The organism is Algoriphagus resistens (assembly GCF_001442615.1).
Classification (GTDB): Bacteria; Bacteroidota; Bacteroidia; order Cytophagales; family Cyclobacteriaceae; genus Algoriphagus; species Algoriphagus resistens.
Genome location: NZ_LMXN01000025.1, coordinates 1 through 19,221, shown reverse-complemented (window position 1 = coordinate 19,221; position 19,221 = coordinate 1). Strand labels below are relative to the sequence as shown.

General features: G+C 41.7%; 17 protein-coding genes. 9 read left to right on the top strand and 8 right to left on the bottom strand.

The window, feature by feature from the left end; translation table 11 throughout:
- Window positions 1–346: 346 nt before the first annotated feature.
- From AS141_RS25015 to AS141_RS25005, 3 genes are all read left to right on the top strand, one after another.
- Window positions 347–2,791 (top strand): outer membrane beta-barrel family protein, encoded by a 2,445-nt coding sequence (locus AS141_RS25015; protein ID WP_057940456.1) that lies wholly within the window; start codon window positions 347–349, stop codon window positions 2,789–2,791.
- Window positions 2,792–2,821: 30 nt separating this feature from the next.
- Window positions 2,822–3,541 (top strand): DNA alkylation repair protein, encoded by a 720-nt coding sequence (locus tag AS141_RS25010; RefSeq protein ID WP_057940455.1) that lies wholly within the window; start codon window positions 2,822–2,824, stop codon window positions 3,539–3,541.
- A 105-nt stretch (window positions 3,542–3,646) separates the two neighbouring features.
- Complete coding sequence (locus AS141_RS25005; RefSeq protein ID WP_057940454.1) at window positions 3,647–4,249, top strand: nitroreductase family protein; 603 nt, start codon at window positions 3,647–3,649, stop codon at window positions 4,247–4,249.
- Between the two features lie 66 nt (window positions 4,250–4,315).
- On the opposite strand, the gene AS141_RS25000 is transcribed toward AS141_RS25005, so the two are convergent.
- Window positions 4,316–4,849, bottom strand: coding sequence for a DinB family protein (locus AS141_RS25000; protein ID WP_057940453.1), 534 nt, complete (start codon window positions 4,847–4,849; stop codon window positions 4,316–4,318).
- 76 nt (window positions 4,850–4,925) lie between these two features.
- Between AS141_RS25000 and gldD the strand changes: the two genes are divergently transcribed.
- Window positions 4,926–5,501 carry a gliding motility lipoprotein GldD gene (gene gldD, locus AS141_RS24995; RefSeq protein ID WP_057940452.1) on the top strand — a complete coding sequence of 192 codons (576 nt, stop codon included), beginning with the start codon at window positions 4,926–4,928 and terminating at the stop codon, window positions 5,499–5,501.
- Here the strand turns inward: gldD and AS141_RS24990 are convergent.
- Window positions 5,498–7,273: a sodium:solute symporter family protein gene (locus AS141_RS24990; RefSeq protein WP_057940451.1), complete on the bottom strand. Its 1,776-nt coding sequence runs from the start codon at window positions 7,271–7,273 to the stop codon at window positions 5,498–5,500. The genes gldD and AS141_RS24990 overlap by 4 nt on opposite strands.
- A 306-nt stretch (window positions 7,274–7,579) precedes the next feature.
- Here AS141_RS24990 and AS141_RS24985 point away from each other — a divergent pair, with 306 nt between their 5' ends.
- The gene (locus tag AS141_RS24985) at window positions 7,580–8,644 is read left to right on the top strand and encodes a phosphotransferase enzyme family protein (protein ID WP_057940450.1); all 1,065 of its coding nucleotides are present in this window, start codon (window positions 7,580–7,582) and stop codon (window positions 8,642–8,644) included.
- An 86-nt stretch (window positions 8,645–8,730) separates the two neighbouring features.
- The gene (gene recG, locus AS141_RS24980) at window positions 8,731–10,824 is read left to right on the top strand and encodes an ATP-dependent DNA helicase RecG (protein WP_057940449.1); all 2,094 of its coding nucleotides are present in this window, start codon (window positions 8,731–8,733) and stop codon (window positions 10,822–10,824) included.
- A 110-nt stretch (window positions 10,825–10,934) separates the two neighbouring features.
- Here the strand turns inward: recG and AS141_RS24975 are convergent, their stop codons facing one another.
- The 5 genes from AS141_RS24975 to pdhA all read right to left on the bottom strand — a co-directional run bounded on the left by AS141_RS24975 (window position 10,935) and on the right by pdhA (window position 15,203).
- Window positions 10,935–11,261, bottom strand: coding sequence for a DUF6787 family protein (locus tag AS141_RS24975; protein ID WP_057940448.1), 327 nt, complete (start codon window positions 11,259–11,261; stop codon window positions 10,935–10,937).
- Window positions 11,262–11,322: 61 nt separating this feature from the next.
- Window positions 11,323–12,642 carry an aspartate kinase gene (locus AS141_RS24970; RefSeq protein ID WP_057940447.1) on the bottom strand — a complete coding sequence of 440 codons (1,320 nt, stop codon included), beginning with the start codon at window positions 12,640–12,642 and terminating at the stop codon, window positions 11,323–11,325.
- Between the two features lie 34 nt (window positions 12,643–12,676).
- Window positions 12,677–13,153, bottom strand: a complete 477-nt coding sequence (gene ribH, locus AS141_RS24965) for a 6,7-dimethyl-8-ribityllumazine synthase (protein WP_057940446.1) — start codon at window positions 13,151–13,153, stop codon at window positions 12,677–12,679.
- A gap of 201 nt (window positions 13,154–13,354) precedes the next feature.
- Window positions 13,355–14,068 (bottom strand): tetratricopeptide repeat protein, encoded by a 714-nt coding sequence (locus AS141_RS24960; protein ID WP_057940445.1) that lies wholly within the window; start codon window positions 14,066–14,068, stop codon window positions 13,355–13,357.
- 115 nt (window positions 14,069–14,183) lie between these two features.
- A complete protein-coding gene (pdhA, locus tag AS141_RS24955; RefSeq protein ID WP_057940444.1) occupies window positions 14,184–15,203 on the bottom strand; it encodes a pyruvate dehydrogenase (acetyl-transferring) E1 component subunit alpha in 1,020 nt (339 codons plus the stop codon).
- 92 nt (window positions 15,204–15,295) lie between these two features.
- On the opposite strand from pdhA, the gene recF reads away from it, so the two are divergent.
- Window positions 15,296–16,405, top strand: a complete 1,110-nt coding sequence (recF, locus tag AS141_RS24950; RefSeq protein ID WP_057940443.1) for a DNA replication/repair protein RecF — start codon at window positions 15,296–15,298, stop codon at window positions 16,403–16,405.
- A gap of 24 nt (window positions 16,406–16,429) precedes the next feature.
- Here the strand turns inward: recF and AS141_RS24945 are convergent, their stop codons facing one another.
- Complete coding sequence (locus AS141_RS24945; RefSeq protein WP_057940442.1) at window positions 16,430–17,335, bottom strand: sugar phosphate nucleotidyltransferase; 906 nt, start codon at window positions 17,333–17,335, stop codon at window positions 16,430–16,432.
- A 278-nt stretch (window positions 17,336–17,613) separates the two neighbouring features.
- Here AS141_RS24945 and AS141_RS24940 point away from each other — a divergent pair, with 278 nt between their 5' ends.
- Together AS141_RS24940 and AS141_RS24935 are read left to right on the top strand one after the other, a co-directional pair.
- Window positions 17,614–17,952, top strand: coding sequence for a P-II family nitrogen regulator (locus tag AS141_RS24940; protein ID WP_057940441.1), 339 nt, complete (start codon window positions 17,614–17,616; stop codon window positions 17,950–17,952).
- A 36-nt stretch (window positions 17,953–17,988) separates the two neighbouring features.
- Window positions 17,989–19,218 carry an ammonium transporter gene (locus tag AS141_RS24935; protein WP_057940440.1) on the top strand — a complete coding sequence of 410 codons (1,230 nt, stop codon included), beginning with the start codon at window positions 17,989–17,991 and terminating at the stop codon, window positions 19,216–19,218.
- Window positions 19,219–19,221: the final 3 nt, after the last annotated feature.

Genomic DNA, 19,221 nt, shown 5'->3' with positions numbered 1-19,221 from the left:
CCAATACTGCTATCAAGTCGCCGGTTTCTAAAGATATAAAAATAGTAGTTTCCTTGTCGGTCAGTTGCAGGAGGTATAAGGCTGATTTTGAGATAAGTAAATAATTGTATTGCAGGAAAATTGCACAAATTTATATTTGAATAACTGCGTGTCAATCCGAATATAGCTTATTGCCAAATCATCAAGCTTTTTATTCTTAAGTAAAGTATTAAACGAAAAGCTAAACCTTAGACATTTTTATGGGTTTATAATATGAGATTAAAATGTAATGAATTGGTATTTAATTAGTTAAATGCAAGTTGCATTTTTTTGTGATTTTTGAAAAGCCCTTAGACCAGCTATAACCATGAAAAAATACCTCCTTTTTGTATTGGTGATATTATTCACCCTGCCATCGATTGATCTTTTTGCCCAGGAAATTAAGGTAAAGGGCAAGGTCATGGATGGCAAGCGTGAGACTGCGCTGGAGTTTGCAAACATCGCATTGCTGCATCCGAGCGACTCGGTAGTAGTGAGCGGAGGTATGAGTGACCTAGATGGAGGTTTTGAGTTTTCTGCCACTGCGGGAAATTACATTTTGAGAGTTGGTTTCATTGGCTATTTGGAATTTTATGAAAAAATCACCCTCACCTCAACTAGAAACTCGGTGAATCTGGGTACTATAACGCTGGAGGAAGATGCCCAGAATTTGGATGAGGTGATAGTAGAAGGTATCACTTCCATGTTTGAATCAGACATAGATAAGAGAACCTACAATGTTGAAAACAGCATCGTGGCAGAAGGACAGACAGCTTCACAGCTACTGAGTACCTTACCATCCATACAGGTGGACGATGAGGGAGGGATTACCATGCGAGGTAGTGGAAATATCCTGATTTATATCAACGGACGACCGTCTAATCTTTCAGGAGACGATGCAGAAAGTATCCTTGCCCAGTTCCCTGCAAATAGTATCAAATCTGTAGAGCTGATCACCAATCCTTCCTCGCGCTACGATGCGACAGGTGTCGGTGGGATTATTAATATCATCTTGAAGAAAAATGAACAAACCGGATTCAATGGTCAGGTAAATGCCTCCATTGGCACCCGGGAGAAATATCAAGCTGGGCTTAACCTCAATTATGGTACTGAAAAAGCTAATTTTTACGCGTCATATAATTGGCAAGACAGACGGCAGCTTGAAAATGGTGAAGGAAGTAGAAATAATTACCTAAATGGGTTTTCTCCAAGACTTGAACAAGTTCAGGATGGCTATGAAGTAGAAAAAACCCACCTAATCCGAACGGGGGTAGATTATAATGTTTCTGATAGAGGATTGCTGGGGATTTATTTTCAGGGAAATTTTGACGATGAGATCGAATATGCTGATGTCACCCAGTTGAACCTGAGCAGTGCGGGTGCGGTGGATTCCAGTTTCATGCGTGTAAATGAGGAATGGAGCAACAGCGCAAACTATGAAGGAGGGATTAATTATACCTGGGACATTGATTCGTTAGGGCAAAAGCTCTACGCTACACTTTCATACTCCTACGACGAGAGGGAGCAGAAAGATCATTCCAATCAGGAATATTTTGACCAAAGAGGTACTTCGGATCCTACCAAGCGACTGATTCAGACAAATGATAGACCGAGATCCAGCAACCTTTATGTAGCTCAAGTAGATTATGAGAAACCACATCAAAACGGTAGTTCCATTGAAACCGGTTTAAAGGCTACATTAGGCAATTGGCAATGGAGCCAGGAATTTGCTCAGGGAGATGAATTCACTGATTTTATTCCGGAGGAAGTTGATTCTCTCTCGGATACGTTTGATTTCGATGAGCGTGTTTATGCTGCTTATTTTACCTATAAAAATACCATAGGCAAGTTTGGCTATCAATTGGGACTGAGAGGTGAATACACAGAGACATTGGGAGAAACTGTCCGAAATGAGGAAAGTATTCCAAATGATTATTTTAACCTTTTTCCAAGTGCATTTTTCTCCTACACTATCGCACCGGAAAATGAGCTTACCCTCAACTATACCAGGAGAATTTCCAGACCGAGTATTTGGGATCTTGCACCGATTTACCGGGTGCGTGATCAGTATAATTTCAGTATAGGTAATCCTTATCTGCAACCCGAATTCACAGACAGCTATGAAATCGGATACATGAAAGGTTGGGAAAGATACCTGCTGAATGCTACAGTGTATCATCGCTATAGCACGGATGTAGAGACGCGGATCACAATGCTGACTGACGACAATGTGGCCATACAGAGTCGTGAAAATGCAGATACCCGGGCGAGTACGGGGGTTGAACTGATCAATCAGATTCAGATTTTCAAAAATTTGGATGCGACTTTGACAGGCAATCTTTTCTATTCTAAAATTAATGCGGAGAATATTGAAGAAGATTTCAGCAATGAAAATTTTAGCTGGACACTTAACTTGTTGGCAAATTGGCTGATCCCAAATTGGTTTAGCGTCCAAGCTCAGGGTAATTACCGTGGTCCTATCGTGCTCCCACAGGGCCAGATTGAACCCCAGTTCAGCATGAATCTAGGGATCCGCAAAGATCTCTTCAAAGGAAAAGGCACGGTAGCGCTCAGTGTAAGCGATATTTCAAACACCCGTAAATTCCGGATCACCACGAGCAATCCACGATTTGACGAAGAGCGTGTGTTTCAGCGTGAGTCCAGGGTTGGAACCCTATCATTTACCTATCGATTTGGAGGGTTTAAAGAAAAAAATGGTGAGAATAACAGCAGAAGAGAAGGGGGAGATGATTTTGGAGGAGATGATTTTTAGGAAAAAAGGATAGACTTTTTACTTTTATCTATGAGTTTATTAACTGAGCAAATCAAAGCGTCACTTATAGATAAGGCTATTCCGGAGAAAGCGGTATTTTTTCCGCGTTTTTTTAAAGCAGGCCCAGGGGAATATGGCGAGGGAGACCAATTTCTTGGAGTCACAGTTCCGCAGCAAAGGAAATTGGCAAAAACAGTTTTCAAGGAGATTGATCTTGATGAGGTAGAGGAGCTTTTTCATGATGTATATCATGAGGTAAGGCTCACTGCTATTTATATTCTCGTATACCGCTACCAAAAATCAAAAAATGATTTAGAGCGAAAAAAGCTAGTGGATTTCTATTTATCCCAGCTTGATTACGTGAATAACTGGGATCTTGTAGACAGTTCTTGCCATCATATTCTGGGGCATTTTTATTTGCATCGCGAGAAGGATATTTTCTTCCAATTGGCAGAAACAGATCACCTTTGGAGGCAGCGGGTGGCCATGATCAGTTCTTATTATTGGATCAAAAAAGGATTTTATAATGAGGCGTTGGCTTTGGCTGAAAAGCTGATCTCTCACCCTCATGACTTAATTCATAAAGCTGTGGGCTGGATGCTGAGAGAAGTTGGAAATAAGGATTTTGAAGTGGAAATGGGATTTTTGGAAAAACATTATACAACTATGCCCCGAACTGCATTGAGGTATGCAATTGAGAAATTTGATCCTATGTTGAGAAAGCAGCTATTAGAAGGAAAACTCGAGTAAAGGTTTAATGTTTTTTGGAAAATGTAAATCTGAGATTGAGGAAACTTTTGTTGATTAATAATCCTTAATCACATTCAATACACTAATTAAATACTATTCCTTTTTATGCAAAAGCCCGATTTCAACGTCGAAGAAGTAAATAAAATTATACGTGGACGCAGATCCATGTTCGCAGCGCAATTTAAAGAAAATGACCCTGTGGAAGATTCCGTCATCGAAGAGATGTTGGAAAATGCACGCTGGGCACCAACACATAAAATGACTCAGCCATGGAGATTTATTGTGTACACAGGTAATGGACTGAAGAAATTTGCGGACTATCAGGCTGACCTGTATAAGCTACGTGCGGAGAAGAACGGCACTCCCTTTCTGGAAGCTACGTATGAGAAGTTTAAGCAGCAACCCCTGAAAGCATCGCATATGATCGCTATCATTTTAAAAAGATCTGCGGGCATTCCATTGATGGAGGAGATCGCCGCAGTATCTATGGCAGTGCAGAATATGTATCTGACTGCTTCTGCTCATGGATTAGCCGCGTATTGGGGGACGGGTGGGCCTACTTTCTGGCAAGAAGCCAGGGAGGACTTTGGATTAGAAGGGGAAGACACGTTGATGGGTTTTTTCTATGTGGCAAAGCCAGCATCTGATGCTTGGCCAGAGGGCAAAAGAGAAAGTTTGAATGAAAAGGTTGCTTGGATCAGAGAGTAAAAAAACGCGTAAAACCGGTAATGATTGATCTCATCGCCGGTTTTTTTTTCGCGTATTTACTTTTTCTTAGAAACCTACGAATGCAGGGGGCTCAACGCCTTCAACCCTTAGGTAGGCAATAGCTGAACCTCTATGGTGAGTAGAATGATCCATGAGCAAAGCCATTACCTGACGTCTAGTTACATTAGTCCCAAATACTTCAATACTCTCCCCTGCATCTGCATCCGAAAGGGCTTCCATAGTAGACGTGCCATAATCGTAGCATTTTGCTACATAGTCAGCCAAATCAGCTTTAGAAGCAGTAGCCAGATCAATAGTAAATCCCGGATCTCCGCCTTTTAAGAATCCTTGTGAAATTCCCACAATTGCATTTCCAATGTGATGGATCTGCTCTTTGAATGACATGGCCGCTGGATCGGTTTTGTAATCCATGCCCGAATCAGGCATTTTATTCAGCACGTCTATCGTGAATTGTTTACTGTTTTTCCACTTGCTCATAAATTCAGCTTTGGTGGTTTGGCCTGAAACTGAAGTAGATGCCATCATAAAAAGGGCAACTATCAAGCTGCCGCAAAGAAGGGGTTGTAGTGCTTTTTTCATCTGTATAAAGATTGGTTATTTGTTTAAATTTCAGGTATTCCCAAACCAAATCAAACACTTTGTCTAATTTTAAACCATGAGAAAAAATTTTTGGATCAGTTTGCTCTTGCTTGCTATAGTTGGTTGTGGAGAGACCTATTTACCAAAACCGCCCGGCTATAACCGTATTGATTTACCAGCTCATTCTTTCGAGAGATTGTCCGAGGGATACCCTTATCAAATCGATTATTCAAGTTACTCGAAAGTGGAAGCTGATTCTTTCAATATAGAAGAAGAAGCCTGGATCAATTTGAACTATTCTGATTTTGGTGCAAAAGTGCATTTGACTTATAAACGAATCGACGGGGATAAAGTCAATTTCAGACAATTATCCAGTGATGCTTTTCGTCTAACTTCCCAACATCAAGTCAAAGCTTATGGGATAGAGGAAGTCGTGCTCTTAACCCCCGAAGGATATACAGGCGTGGTAGCTGAGCTTACTGGTGAAGTACCTACGCAGTTTCAGTTTTTTGTAACTGACTCCACAGAGAATTTCCTCAGAGGTGCTTTATATTTCAATACAGCTATGAAAAATGACTCGCTGGCTCCTGTAATAGAATTCATCAAGGAGGACATGGCCCACTTGATGAATTCAGTAAAATTTGTTGATTAACTCAGCTTTTTCCAAGATAGGATAATAACTATCCCGCCAATCACAGCAATGGCCCCTGCAATAAATCCGGCCATCATATTTCCGTAGATGAAGAACCCTGTGGAAAATAAGGCGGCATAGATCATCACCGATCCTATCATCATTAGGCCGATTTCTTTCGGAAGTTGGCCAATTACTTGCTTTTCGGCTGGATATCTATCGAGTACTTTCTTCCAACCCAATGCGGCAGGAGTTACTTTTCTATAGAAAGAAAGCAGTACTTCGTCTTTTTCCGGAGCAGTCATGAAGGTAACGATCAACCATCCTACTGTGGTGATACTGACACTGTAGATAAGTTTAAGATACGCCTGATTTTCAGGAATCATGATCCATTCGACCTTTGGATTGATCACTTCAAAGAAAATGGCTACTACAAAGGATATCGCCATGGCAGAGATTTCTGTATAGGCATTGATTCTCCACCAAAACCATCTAAGAATAAAGATTAGGCCGGTTCCGGCACCGATTTGAAGGAGAATATTAAATGCATCCAATGCACTGGATAGCGCTAGTGCTAAAGTTGCAGAAAAAACCATAAGAAGCACTGTAGAGATTCTGCCTACAGCGACCAATTCCTTATCCGAAGCTTCTGGCTTCAAAAATCTCAAGTAGAAGTCATTTACTATATAGGATGATCCCCAGTTCAGGTGCGTGGAAAGCGTAGACATCACAGCAGCAATCAGGGAAGCCAGTACAATGCCGATTAACCCTGTAGGCAGAAAAGTCAGCATAGCCGAGTATGCCAAATCATCTCCTAATTTATCTACGGGGATGTTTGGAAATGCAGTTTGTAAATCCGAGATATTTGGGAAAATAATCAAAGATGAAAGTGCAATCAAAATCCAAGGCCATGGACGCATTGCGTAGTGGGCGATATTAAAAAACAAGGTGGCACCGATCGCATGCTTTTCGTCTTTGGCAGAAAGCATACGTTGTGCAATGTATCCCCCTCCTCCAGGCTCAGCCCCTGGATACCAAGTGGCCCACCACTGGATAGCGATTGGCATCAGGAAAAGAGGGATATAGGCATTCGGATCTGAGAAATCCGGAAGGAAATCAAGTTTACCCGCTACATTTTCATGTGTCAATAGATTATTCAAACTGCCAATCTCAGGTAGGTCAATGATAAAGTAAGCCGCACCGAAAGAGCCTATCATTGCGATGAAAAACTGGAAGAAGTCTGTTAGCAAAACTCCTTTTAGACCTCCAAGAGAGCTGTAAACCACAGTGACTATAGAGGCAATCAATAAGGTTTGAATTGGGCTAAGTCCCAGCATTACACCACCGATTTTGATCGCTGCGAGAGAGACAGTTGCCATAATCACCACATTGAAGAATACACCAAGATAAATAGCACGGAAAGCTCTCAAAAAAGCGGCCCCTTTGCCAGAATATCTTAATTCATAGAATTCCAGATCGGTCGTAACCTCAGATCGCCTCCATAATTTGGCATAGACAAACACGGTAAGCATCCCTGTTAGCAAGAAAGCCCACCAAGCCCAGTTACCTGCAACACCGTTTTTCCGTACGATATCTGTCACCAAGTTGGGCGTATCCGCAGAAAAAGTAGTTGCAACCATAGAGACACCTAATAACCACCAAGGCATGTTTCTGCCGGAAAGGAAAAATTCTTTGGCAGAAGATCCTGCTTGTTTAGAGGTATAAAGTCCTATTAAAAGGGAGATGACAAAGAATGCGGCAATGATCGCCCAGTCAATAGAGGTTACATTCATAGCGTATGGGATTAATGTATTCTTTAATTTTTTTCAGAAAATGACTTCTACTTAAATAATAAATTTTGCTAATGTATTTATTTTCTGTCAAAGAGGAAAAGACTTTGTTGAAGATTGCTCAGAATTTTGGCAAATCAGCTTATTTCCCAAATAAAATGCGATTTTCTTCCCAAAAATGAAATCCTTACCGTGCGGTAAGGTGATATGAAGGCTTAAATTCGTGCTGAATAATAAAAACCAATCATAATGGTCTGTTTTTTTGTACCTAATAATCCGGATTTAAAAACGATGATATAGCTTTGGGCCATGATTAAGGAACAGATGGCTGAGATACTCGCCAATTACACGTTTAACTCTTTTGAAGATTTTGAATTTCAGACCTTCGGAGCAGGATTGATCCACGGCACCTATTTAATAGAGTCAGGTGATTCTAATTTTATTCTGCAGGAATTCAACACGAGTGTGTTCCAATTTCCTGAGCGTATTTCCCATAATCAGCGATTAGTGAAATCGCAGGGCAATGATACCTTTCTGCCATTTCAGCTTCCCTTACCGATAGTAAACTCAAATAATAAGTTAATTACAACGATGGGCGGCCGTTTTTTTCGGTTGTTTGAATTTGTCCCGGGCAAGACAATCCAGGAAATCACTGCCCTCGATCAAGCTTACGTAGCCGCTAAGGCTTATGGGATTTTTGCTGAATGGGGAAAAGACGTTGACACAGATCAATTGCAGGAATGTATTCCTGATTTTCACCGGCTGGATTTACGTTTTGCAAAGCTTTGGGAAGTGACAAGTGAAATAGGAAATATATCATCTGAAGATCAGCAGCTATTAGATTTTTACTTAGGGCAAATTGAGCTGATTGCTGCATATAAAGAATATCAAGCCGTTTTGCCGAATCGGTTGACACACAACGACACCAAAATCAACAACCTGATTTTTTCACACGATCTCAAAAAAGTGGAGGCTCTGGTGGATTTGGATACACTGATGAGCGGATATTTGATGTATGACTTTGGTGACTTGGTACGTACAGTAGCTTGTTCTGAATCAGAGACCAGCCAGAACTGGAAAGCTATTAAACTAGAAATTCCAGTTTTCGAGCAACTATTGAAAGGATATTGGGAAGGAGTGAAAAACTTGACCACAGAGGAAGAAACCAGATCACTGATACTCGCCGGAGAGGTAATGACTTGCATTATGGGACTTCGCTTTTTTACAGACCACCTTCAGGGTAATGTATATTACAAAGTAGATTATCCTGAGCAGAATTTTCACAGGGCAAAAAATCAGATGATTTTGCTACAAAGTCTTCAGGCATGTCGGCCTGAATTGGAAGAAATATGGAGGTCGGTCACGCAAGCTTGAAAGAGATTCAGACAATTCCGGTCAATTTTCATTGGCAATTGGGCTGAGTGGGTTTAATTTGTCCTAACCCGTAAAATCAATTTTCCTTGTCCGGTTTTTTTGACACCAAGATAGAATTTCTCAAAGGAGTTGGCCCACAGCGCGCGGCTCTGATCAACAAGGAGTTGAATATTTTCACCTTTGGAGAATTGCTACAGCATTATCCATTTCGGTACGAGGATAGGACCAAATTTTTTAAGATCCGGGAGCTTCATTCGGAAATGGAATCTGTACAGGTGATTGCTAAAATCCGAAAGGTAGAATTGGTGGGGATGGGCAATAAAAAGCGCCTGATAGCTCATGTGGCGGATGAAACAGGGGAAATGGAAATGACCTGGTTTAAGGGAATAGCCTGGGTTCAGAAGAATATTGCTCCTGGTGCGGCTTATGTCTTTCTGGGAAAGCCAGCACAATTTGGCAGAAAGTGGAGCATAGCGCACCCTGAAATGGAGCCCTTGACCACCGCCAATGAGAAAAGGAACAACTTCCAACCAATTTACTCCACCACTGAAAAGCTAAGAACAAGGTTTTTGGATTCCAAAGGGATTTCCAAAATCATGGAGCAGCTGGTTCAGGTTTGTTTTCCACATATTCAGGAGACGATTTCCGATGAGATTTTGCAGCAATATCAACTCATCGGGAAAAAAGAAGCGATCCGGCAGATTCACTTTCCCACCGATCCCACTCTTCTGCAACGGGCTAGAAGACGTTTGAAATTTGAGGAGTTTTTCTATTTGCAACTCCGCCTGCTCACGCTTAAAGTGGCTAGAACAGAGAAGTTCCATGGGCAGGTATTGAATAATGCCGAATTGCTGACCGAATTTTATACCAATCACATTCCCTTCGAACTCACCAATGCACAGAAACGGGTAATCCGAGAGGCCTATGGTGATTTGAAGTCGGGTAAGCAAATGAACCGCCTAATCCAGGGGGATGTGGGGAGTGGAAAAACTATGGTGGCATTTATCTGTGCATTGATAGCGATCAGTTCTGGTGCACAGGCTTGCCTGATGGCTCCCACAGAGATTTTGGCAACACAGCATTATGTGGGGTTGAAGGAATTTGCCGATATGATGGGGTTGAAGATTGCTTTGCTGACAGGTTCAGCCAAGAAATCCGCACGTAAGGTTATCCATGAGGAGCTGCTTTCCGGTGAACTTAAGATTTTGATCGGTACCCATGCGCTTTTGGAAGATGTGGTCCAGTTTCAAAACCTGGCGCTGGCCATCGTGGATGAGCAGCACAGATTCGGGGTGGCTCAGCGGGCCAAGCTTTGGGCAAAGAATGAAGAATTCATCCCACATGTACTGGTCATGACAGCCACGCCTATTCCACGAACCCTCGCGATGACACTTTATGGAGATCTGGACGTGTCGGTGATCGATGAGATGCCTGCGGGTAGAAAGCCGATTCAGACAGTACATCGCTATGACAAAGACCGGTTGAAGGTATTTGGCTTTATCAATGAGGAAATAAAAAAGGGCAGGCAGGTTTATATCGTCTATCCTCTGATCGAGGAATCCGAAAAGATGGATTTGAAAAATGTGATGGACGGCTATGAAAGTATCTCCCGTGCCTTTCCAAACTATCCGATCAGCATAGTAAATGGCAGTATGAAGGCCGATGCAAAGGAATACGAAATGCAGCGTTTTGTCAAAGGTGAAACAAAGATCATGGTAGCGACGACGGTGATCGAAGTGGGCGTGAATGTGCCCAATGCTTCGGTCATGATCATTGAGAACGCGGAGCGTTTTGGACTGTCTCAGTTGCATCAGTTGAGGGGAAGAGTAGGTAGAGGTGCTGAGCAGAGTTATTGCATTCTTATGAGCAAGTATGAGCTTTCTAAGGATTCTCGGGTGCGATTGGAAACAATGGTTCGTACCAATGACGGTTTTGAGATCGCAGATGTGGATTTGCGATTGCGTGGTCCTGGGGATCTGATGGGAACCCAGCAAAGCGGGATAACCGATTTGCTGATTGCAGATCTGAGCAAAGATGCTCCGATATTGACTTTGGCCAGGGATGCAGCTCAGCAACTATTGGCTGTAGATCCTGAGTTGGTTCAGCCTGGAAATGCTCCGATTCTAAGACAAATCAAGCAGCAGAAAAAAACCGCTGTAAATTGGAGTAGGATTTCTTAAGTGGATTAGACGATTTGAAAATTAAAATGTTGAGTTAACTCTTACATTTCTAACCAACTATAAACTGCACGCTCTGCGAAAATCTTCATGGGCTCCTGCAATGAAAATAATTATTTTTTTCTCGAAAACATCCTTCCGATTCTCCTGAAAATCTGCTTTTCCTTTTCCCAGAAAAAATTGAACTGGCCGAAAATAAAGCCGTAAATGAGCAGGAAAATCTGGTAAAGCGGTAAAACCAAAAGCAGATAAAGAATTGTGTTGATAAAGCCTCCTTTTTCCACTCCAAAAAAATCCAGAACGGGGTTTTTAATAAAAAGTATTGTAAAGCCGGTGCATGCAAAAACCACCAAAACCAATACGACCTGAAGCAGGCTATCTAATTTCCACTTTGTTTGTAGGCGCTGAAGAAAGCCTGGTTTATCGTTTTCCACTGACATTCCCCAAAAGTAATAAGAATCAGTCTTAATAAAATAGCCGGCTCTAGGCCGGCTATCATTTTTACCAAGTAAATAGGTCTTGATTGAGGCTTTGAAGTGCCTCTTTTTTGAATTTGGAATCCACTAGAACCGAAACGTTGTGGCGGCTCCCTCCAAAGGAAACCATCCTTACTGGATATTCTATCAAAGAATCGATGACAGATTGAATAGCTCCTTTGCTCTCCGAAACCATATTTCCTACGATACAGATGATTGTCTGGTCACGGTCAACTTCCACACTGCAGAATGTACCAAGTTCTTCCAGAATATGCTCCAAGTGGCTCAAATCATCAATGGTTACCGATACAGCCACTTCGGAAGTGGTGATCATGTCAATGGGAGTTTTATATTTCTCGAAGATCTCAAATACCTTTCTTAAGAAACCATAAGCCAACAACATTCTGCTTGATTTGATTTTGATCGCTGTGATTCCGTCTTTTGCTGCAATGGCTTTTACTCCTATTGACTCTACTTTTGCTTTGATCAGCGTGCCGTTGGCTTCCGGATCCATGGTATTGAGTAGCTTCACAGGGACGTTGAATTGCTGGGCAGGCCAGATAGATGCCGGATGCAGGATTTTGGCACCGAAGTAGGCAAGCTCGGCAGCTTCGTCAAATGACATTTCTGCAATTGGGCGGGTTTTGTCCACAATACGCGGGTCATTATTGTGCATACCGTCGATGTCAGTCCAGATCTCGCAGGCGGTAGCCTGGATGGCAGCGGCTATCAACGAAGCTGTATAATCACTTCCCCCCCGCTTTAAGTTGTCGACCTCATTTAGATGGTTTTTGCAAATAAATCCCTGAGTAATGAAAATAGTATCTTCAGGATGTTGCGCTAGAATTGACTTCAATCTGTCTGAGATTTTTTGCAATTCCGGTTCAGCATTTTCATCTATACTCATGAAGTCCAGCGCCGATAAGAATACCGCAGGAATCTTCAATTCTTCCAATAGCGTATAAAAAAGCTTAGTAGAAAGTAATTCTCCCTGAGCTAGAATATCGCGGTTGATAGCCTCATTAAAGGAGATTTTTAGCAGGATATTGAGAAACTCGAAGTGTTCTTTGATGATTTCTTGGGCTTTTTTTCTTGCGGTTTCGGTAGTGACAAGCTTAGGATAAAACTCATTGTAATGCGTATGAAGCTCATCGATTTTAGCTTTTGCCAGTACTTTATCCGCAGCTGCTAATGCCTCCCCAATATTCACCAGGGAATTGGTGGTACCGGAAAGAGCTGAAAGGACTACTATTTTTGATTCTTCACCACGTGTGATCAGGTCTTTTACCTGATGCATGCGTTCTGGACGGCCCACAGATGTGCCTCCAAATTTCATGATTTTCATAAGGTCTGTATTATAGGTTCATAGGTTTTTGTTTTTAGAATCCGAGCATTTTCACTGCTGTGATTGCCGCTTCGTCACCTTTGTTGCCATGTTTTCCACCTGCTCGATCCATGGCTTGTTGCTGGTTATTTGGTGTCAACACTCCAAAAATGACTGGTTTGTTATATTTTAAAGCCACATTGGTGATACCATGGGCAACTGCATCACAGATGAAATCAAAATGTTTGGTTTCACCCTGGATCACACAGCCGAGGCAGATCACTGCGTCTATGTTTTCTTTTTGAGCTAGCCATTGGGCAGCAAGTGTCAGTTCGAATGAACCCGGAACATTTTTGCGGATAATGTTTTCTTTTTTAGCTCCATTTTCCAAAAGTGTCTGATATGCACCCGAGTAGAGCGCTTCAGTTACATCTTCATTCCATTCAGAAACGATGACTGCGAACGTTTTGCCACTGATATCCTGTATATTTTTGGAAGAGTGAGCACTTAAGCTCTTTAGAGAAGTTGCCATATAGGATTGTTTTTTAAATTTTAGATTAAAGAACCAAGAGTAAGAATCAAGCATCAATTATTGAGAATAAGGTTGCGGATTCTAGAACTGTTTGATCAATACATACTAGGAATAGGGTGCTTTAGGAAATAGAATTGGTTTAAACAAAAAAAGAGTAAGACCACAGGGCCTTACTCTTCTTAGAATGCTATTCGAAAAGCATTACTTAGAGGCAAGACCTTCTAAGCGGGCTTTATGTTTTCGTGCTGCAGCAAATTCGAATGACTCGAAATATTTTTCCTCAATCTGGCCATATACATCGATAGCTTCAGCTGTTTTTCCTGCAGCTTCGTAAGCAATAGCGAGTTTAGTTAGATATTTTGGGGTGAAAAACTTGTTTTCATCATATTCTGCAGCTTTTTTATAATTAGTGATTGCATTGTCTAGCTTACCTAGCTCCATATTAGCGTCACCAATGAGGGCATAGGCTTTCGCCTGTACCAGAAAATCATCAGCGGAGAATTGTTCTAATTCTGCCAGGGCTTCTTCGTATTTTCTCTCAGAAAGATAAATAGAACCGATGTAGAAATGAGCAAGGTTTGCCGCATCTGTTCTCGGATAATCATCTACTATGTTGAGTAAGCCTGCATTGATACCGTCTCCATTCAAAGCAAGCTGTACGCTGTCTTGCTCGTAGAAATACACAGCCTGGAACATTTCCTTCTGCGCTTTCTCATTCTGGTTTTGTGTGTTGATCTGGAAAAATAAAATTCCCCCGATCAATATCACTGCTGCAATTAATATACCAGCCAGTATCTTACTATTCTGCTTCAAAAAAGCCTCACCTCTGCCCAATCTTGATGCTATCTCGGAAGGATCTTCCAAAATATCATTGTGATGATCAGGATGTACTCTTTTAGTTTGTTTTGTTGCCATGCTACTCAATTTTCAGCCGCAAATATACGGTTTTTATAATTTCCTCAAAGCCAAATAAAAAAGCCATGAAAGCTTTCTGTCTTCATGGCTTTTAAGACGTAAGGATTTTGTTGGTTTATTCCATTACGAATGGATAATCTTCCTGGATATATACATCCTTGAAAGCATCCTGACCATCAGGCCAAGGGGATTCTTCTGCAAATTTCACTGCATCAGTTACCTTTTGTTTTACGCCTTTCACGATTTCCTCGATCTCTTCCTCGCTTAGGATATTATTTTCTTTTATTGTAGATAGTACCTGCTCGACTGGATCACGCTGCTTGTATTCCTCCACTTCCTCTTTGGTTCTGTACTTCTGAGGGTCGGACATGGAGTGCCCTTTGTAACGGTAAGTTCTCATTTCAAGCAAAGTCGGGCCATCACCTCTTCTCGCTCTATCTGCAGCCTCTGCCACTGCTTCGTGTACAGCTTCTACATTCATTCCATCTACTGCAAAAGAAGGCATGTCATAAGATTCTCCCAAAGTAGAAAGATCTTCCACATTAGATGATCTCTTTACTGCCGTTCCCATTGCGTAGCCGTTATTTTCAATTACGAAAATCACAGGAGTTTTGTAAAGCATAGCCAAGTTTAATGCTTCATGAAAAGCTCCTTGGCGAACGGCTCCATCTCCCATGTAGCATATTGCCAGGTTTTTGGTGCCTTTATATTTTTCTGCGAATCCCATTCCTAGACCCATAGGAATTTGTGCCCCTACGATTCCATGGCCTCCCATGAAGTTTTTCTCTTTGTCGAAAATGTGCATAGAACCACCTTTTCCTTTGGTTGTTCCAGTTGCTTTACCAAAAAGCTCTGCCATGACAGCGCCGGGATCAGTGCCCAATCCAAGCGGATGAGCGTGGCAACGATATGCGGTTATCCACTTGTCGTCTTTGGTCAACGCTGAAATAGCTCCAGAAGCGCAAGCTTCCTGGCCAATATATAGATGACAGAATCCTCTGATTTTTTGCTGACCGTATAGTTGTCCAGCTTTCTCCTCAAACCTCCTCATTAAGAGCATGCTCTCGTACCAAAAGGTGTACGTTTCCTTCGAATATTTTACTTTGGACTTAGTTGCTGCAGTTCTTTTTGCCATATCGTAATGATGAAAATATGCTAAATTTAGGTTCCAAATATAATCAACCCGCCCTAAATAACAGGCTCCCTTCGAAATAATTACCCAATCTCATGCACCTGAAGTCTCTCGAACTCTTACAATTTAAAAACCATGAGAAGACCCGACTCCAATTTTCCCTTGAGATCAATTGCTTTGTAGGCTTGAATGGAAGTGGGAAAACCAACGTGCTGGACGGGATTCATTATTTATCCTTGACCAAAAGCTCAGTACAATCCAGTGACAGTCTGAATGTCCAACACGAGAAAGTTTTTTTTGCGATCAAAGGTGAGTTTGAACTTGCAGAAGTAAAGCAGCTTGAGGTAAGGTGCACAGTAGAATTGGGGAAAAAGAAGCAGATTTATCAAAATGGAAAGGCATTGGCCAAAACCTCTGAGCACGTAGGGCTTATTCCTTTAGTATTAATTGCTCCCGATGATACAGAGTTGATCAAGGGAGGAAGTGATGGACGAAGAAAGTTTTTTGATGGACTGATTTCCCAGCTGGATCCCGCATATTTGGATCAGCTGATCAGATATCATCATTTTTTGAAACAGCGCAATGCCTTGCTGAAGAAGTTTGCAGAGACGGGGAGACAAGATTTGATGCTTTTGGATAACTATGATTCGGAATTGATCAAGCTCAGTCTAGTACTTGCTTCCCGAAGAAATGAGCTCTTGGCAGAAATGGCTCCTTTGTTACAAAGTCACTATTCAGAGATTTCCCAAGGTCAAGAGCCCGTCACTGTGATTTATGAGACAGAAGCATTGCGGAAAGATTTTCAAGAATATTTCAAAAGCTTGCGGAAAAAGGATCTGATAACCAAGAACAGTAACGCCGGAATTCATAAAGATGATTTTGGTTTTTTAATTGGCGGGCATCCCATACGGAAGATTGGAAGCCAGGGCCAGCAGAAATCCTATATTATAGCACTTAAACTTGCTCAGTTTAATATTTTTGAGAAAGAAAAAGGAGAGAAACCGATTCTGCTGTTGGATGATATCTTTGACAAGCTGGATGATCTGAGAATTGCACAACTGATGAGGTTGATTTCCCAGCGCACATTTGGGCAGATTTTTTTAACTGACGCCAGGCCTGAGCGGTCGAAGAAGATTTTATCTGAGCTGGATTCCGAGGTAATTTTCTTTTCCATAGTAGAAGGAACAACGAAAACTGAGGAATAAAAAAGGAGCCGAAGCCCCTTTAATTTATTTCCATAGATCCACTGGATATTCTCCGGTGTCATGTAACTTTTTCAAAGAATCAATCACCACAGGTTTGTCATCTGTATAGGTGACGCCAAACCAGATTTTGCCGCCTTCCAAAATATCAAATACTGCTTCGTTTGCCTTTATCAGATTATTGGCTACTGTTGGGATATAAAATTCAGACTTTAAATTGTCCTGGTTGTCCGGAAGAAATTTATTCCACATTTTCTCAATATCTGAAAATACTTCCTGGTGGAAACCCCAGAAGTTCATACTTACCGGTGTGTTTTCGGCTATTTCCAATACTTCATCTTCGCCCTTGCTAACTATTTTGTCACCTTCACGGGCTATAGAAGTTCGTTCTACCATTCCGATTAGATGGCCTTTTTCATTGGTTTGACAAACTCCACGGCTCACGGTGCCATTTTCAGAAAGCACATTTTGGATCGCATAGCCCACCATCGCATGAAGATCCGGTTTCACATCAGAGATGAGAAATTTGCCAATGGCATCAAAAGCTTCTTTTCCATAAAAATCATCTGCATTGATCACAGCGAAAGGCTCTTTGATCGCATGTTTTGCACATAGAACAGCATGGGCAGTCCCAAATGGCTTCTTGCGCTCTGCTTGCTTCAATTCTGCAGGAACAAAGCTGTCCAGCGATTGGATTACAAAGTCAACTTCGATTTTGCCTTGAAGCTTAGGGAGGAATTTCTCCTTAGCTACCTCAAGAATTTCTTCACGTACTATAAATACAACTTTGCCGAATCCGGCTCTGATTGCATCAAAAATTGAATATTCAAGAATAGTCTCTCCGCTTGGGCCAAATCCATCGATTTGCTTATTTCCACCGTAACGGCTACCCATTCCTGCTGCTAGTACTAATAAGGTTGGTTTCTGGTTCATAGTAAGGTTCTTAAAACGTTGGCAAAATTAAGTTTTTATGTCAGGACGACAAGAGAATACAACTGTTTTATAAATAGGTGTTAGTTTTAAAATGAACCGGTATTCAAATATTTTAAGTGTTAACTGGAAGAAATAGGGTGTATTACTGTCTCTACTGTTTAAAAAACTACTAAAAAATCGAATATGTGGGTAAAACTTTACCCTTATCATGCTATTTATTTAATTTTCTGTTTAGTTTTATGCCATAATCTCAAAAAACCATTAAACCCATTGAAAAAATGAAAAAAATAGAAGCGATTATCAGGACTTCACGCTTTGACCAGATCCACACTTGTGTGGCTGCACTTGGTGTAAAGTTTCTGACATTTTATGAAGTGAAAGGGATGGGCTTGGAGCACGCCAGACAGGAAATGTACCGCGGAGTGCCTTATGAGCCGGCGTACATTCCCAGAACCAAGATTGAAATTGTCACAGTAGAAGAGTTGGTGGAGCCAGTGATCAACTGCATCCTGACCGAAGGGAAAACAGGTCAGGTAGGAGACGGGAAGATATTCGTCTATGACGTGTTGGATGCGTATCGTATCAGAAACAGCGACATCGGAGAGCAGGCACTTTAATCATATTCACTTAATTCACCGAACCTATTTTATCAAATGCAAGACTTATTTACCGTCAACAATTTATGGATGATGATCGCCACCACTATGGTTTTCCTCATGCATTTGGGATTTGCCAGCTTGGAAGCTGGACTCACCCGTTCAAAAAATACCGTTAACATTCTCTTCAAAAACACAATAATTCCGGCGATTGGACTTTTGACATACGCTTTTGTCGGATTCAACCTGATGTACCCCGGCGCTGAATATGCAGGCTCTTTCTTCGGGTTTGCAGGCTTCGGGCTAACCCTTCCAGAAGGTTGGGATACAAGTAATTACAATGAAGGATATACCTTCTTTACTGATTTTATTTTTCAGGCAATGTTCGCTGCTACTGCTGCCACTATTGTTTCTGGAGCGGTTGCCGAGCGAGTGAAACTCGGGCCATTTATCTTTTTCTCTATATTATATGTAGCTATTTGCTATCCAATTGTAGGCATGTGGAAGTGGGGTGGAGGATTTCTTAATACCCTAGAAACGCCATTTTACGATTTTGCTGGTTCTACTATTGTCCATTCTGTAGGTGGTTGGGGTGCTTTGATTGGCGCAGCACTTTTGGGACCTAGGATCGGGAAATATACCTCGCGTGGAATGACTGCTATTCCAGGCCATAACATTCCACTGGCCACGTTAGGGGTGTTTTTACTATGGTTTGGATGGTTTGGATTCAATGGTGGATCTGTTCTAAGTGCTGATCCGGGATTAGTTTCTAAAGTATTTGTGACGACCTCTATGGCAGCAGCAGCCGGAGCCATCGGTGCTTTGATAGTATCGTATCTGATGTTCAAGACTTATGATATCACCATGGTGCTTAATGGTATTTTGGCAGGCTTGGTGGGAATTACTGCAGGTGCTGATCAAATGGGGGTTAGTTCCTCGATTATTATTGGACTGATAGGTGGTGGTTTGATCGTTTTTGCAGTCGTTTTCTTTGACAAAATCAAAGTGGATGATCCGGTAGGAGCGATTTCAGTTCACTTGGTAGGCGGTATCTGGGGGACATTGGCAGTTGGGATCTTCGGAGACTTGGCCAGTATGAGCCAGTTTATATCTCAACTGATCGGTGTTGTGTCAGTTGGGGTTTTCTGCGCCGCGTTTGCTTGGGTAATTTTCTTTGTCATGAAGAAGACAGTAGGTATCAGAGTAGATGAAGCAGAAGAAACGGAAGGTTTGGATATCAACGAGCACAGTATGCGTGCTTATCCGGATTTTGCGACAAAAGATTAATTG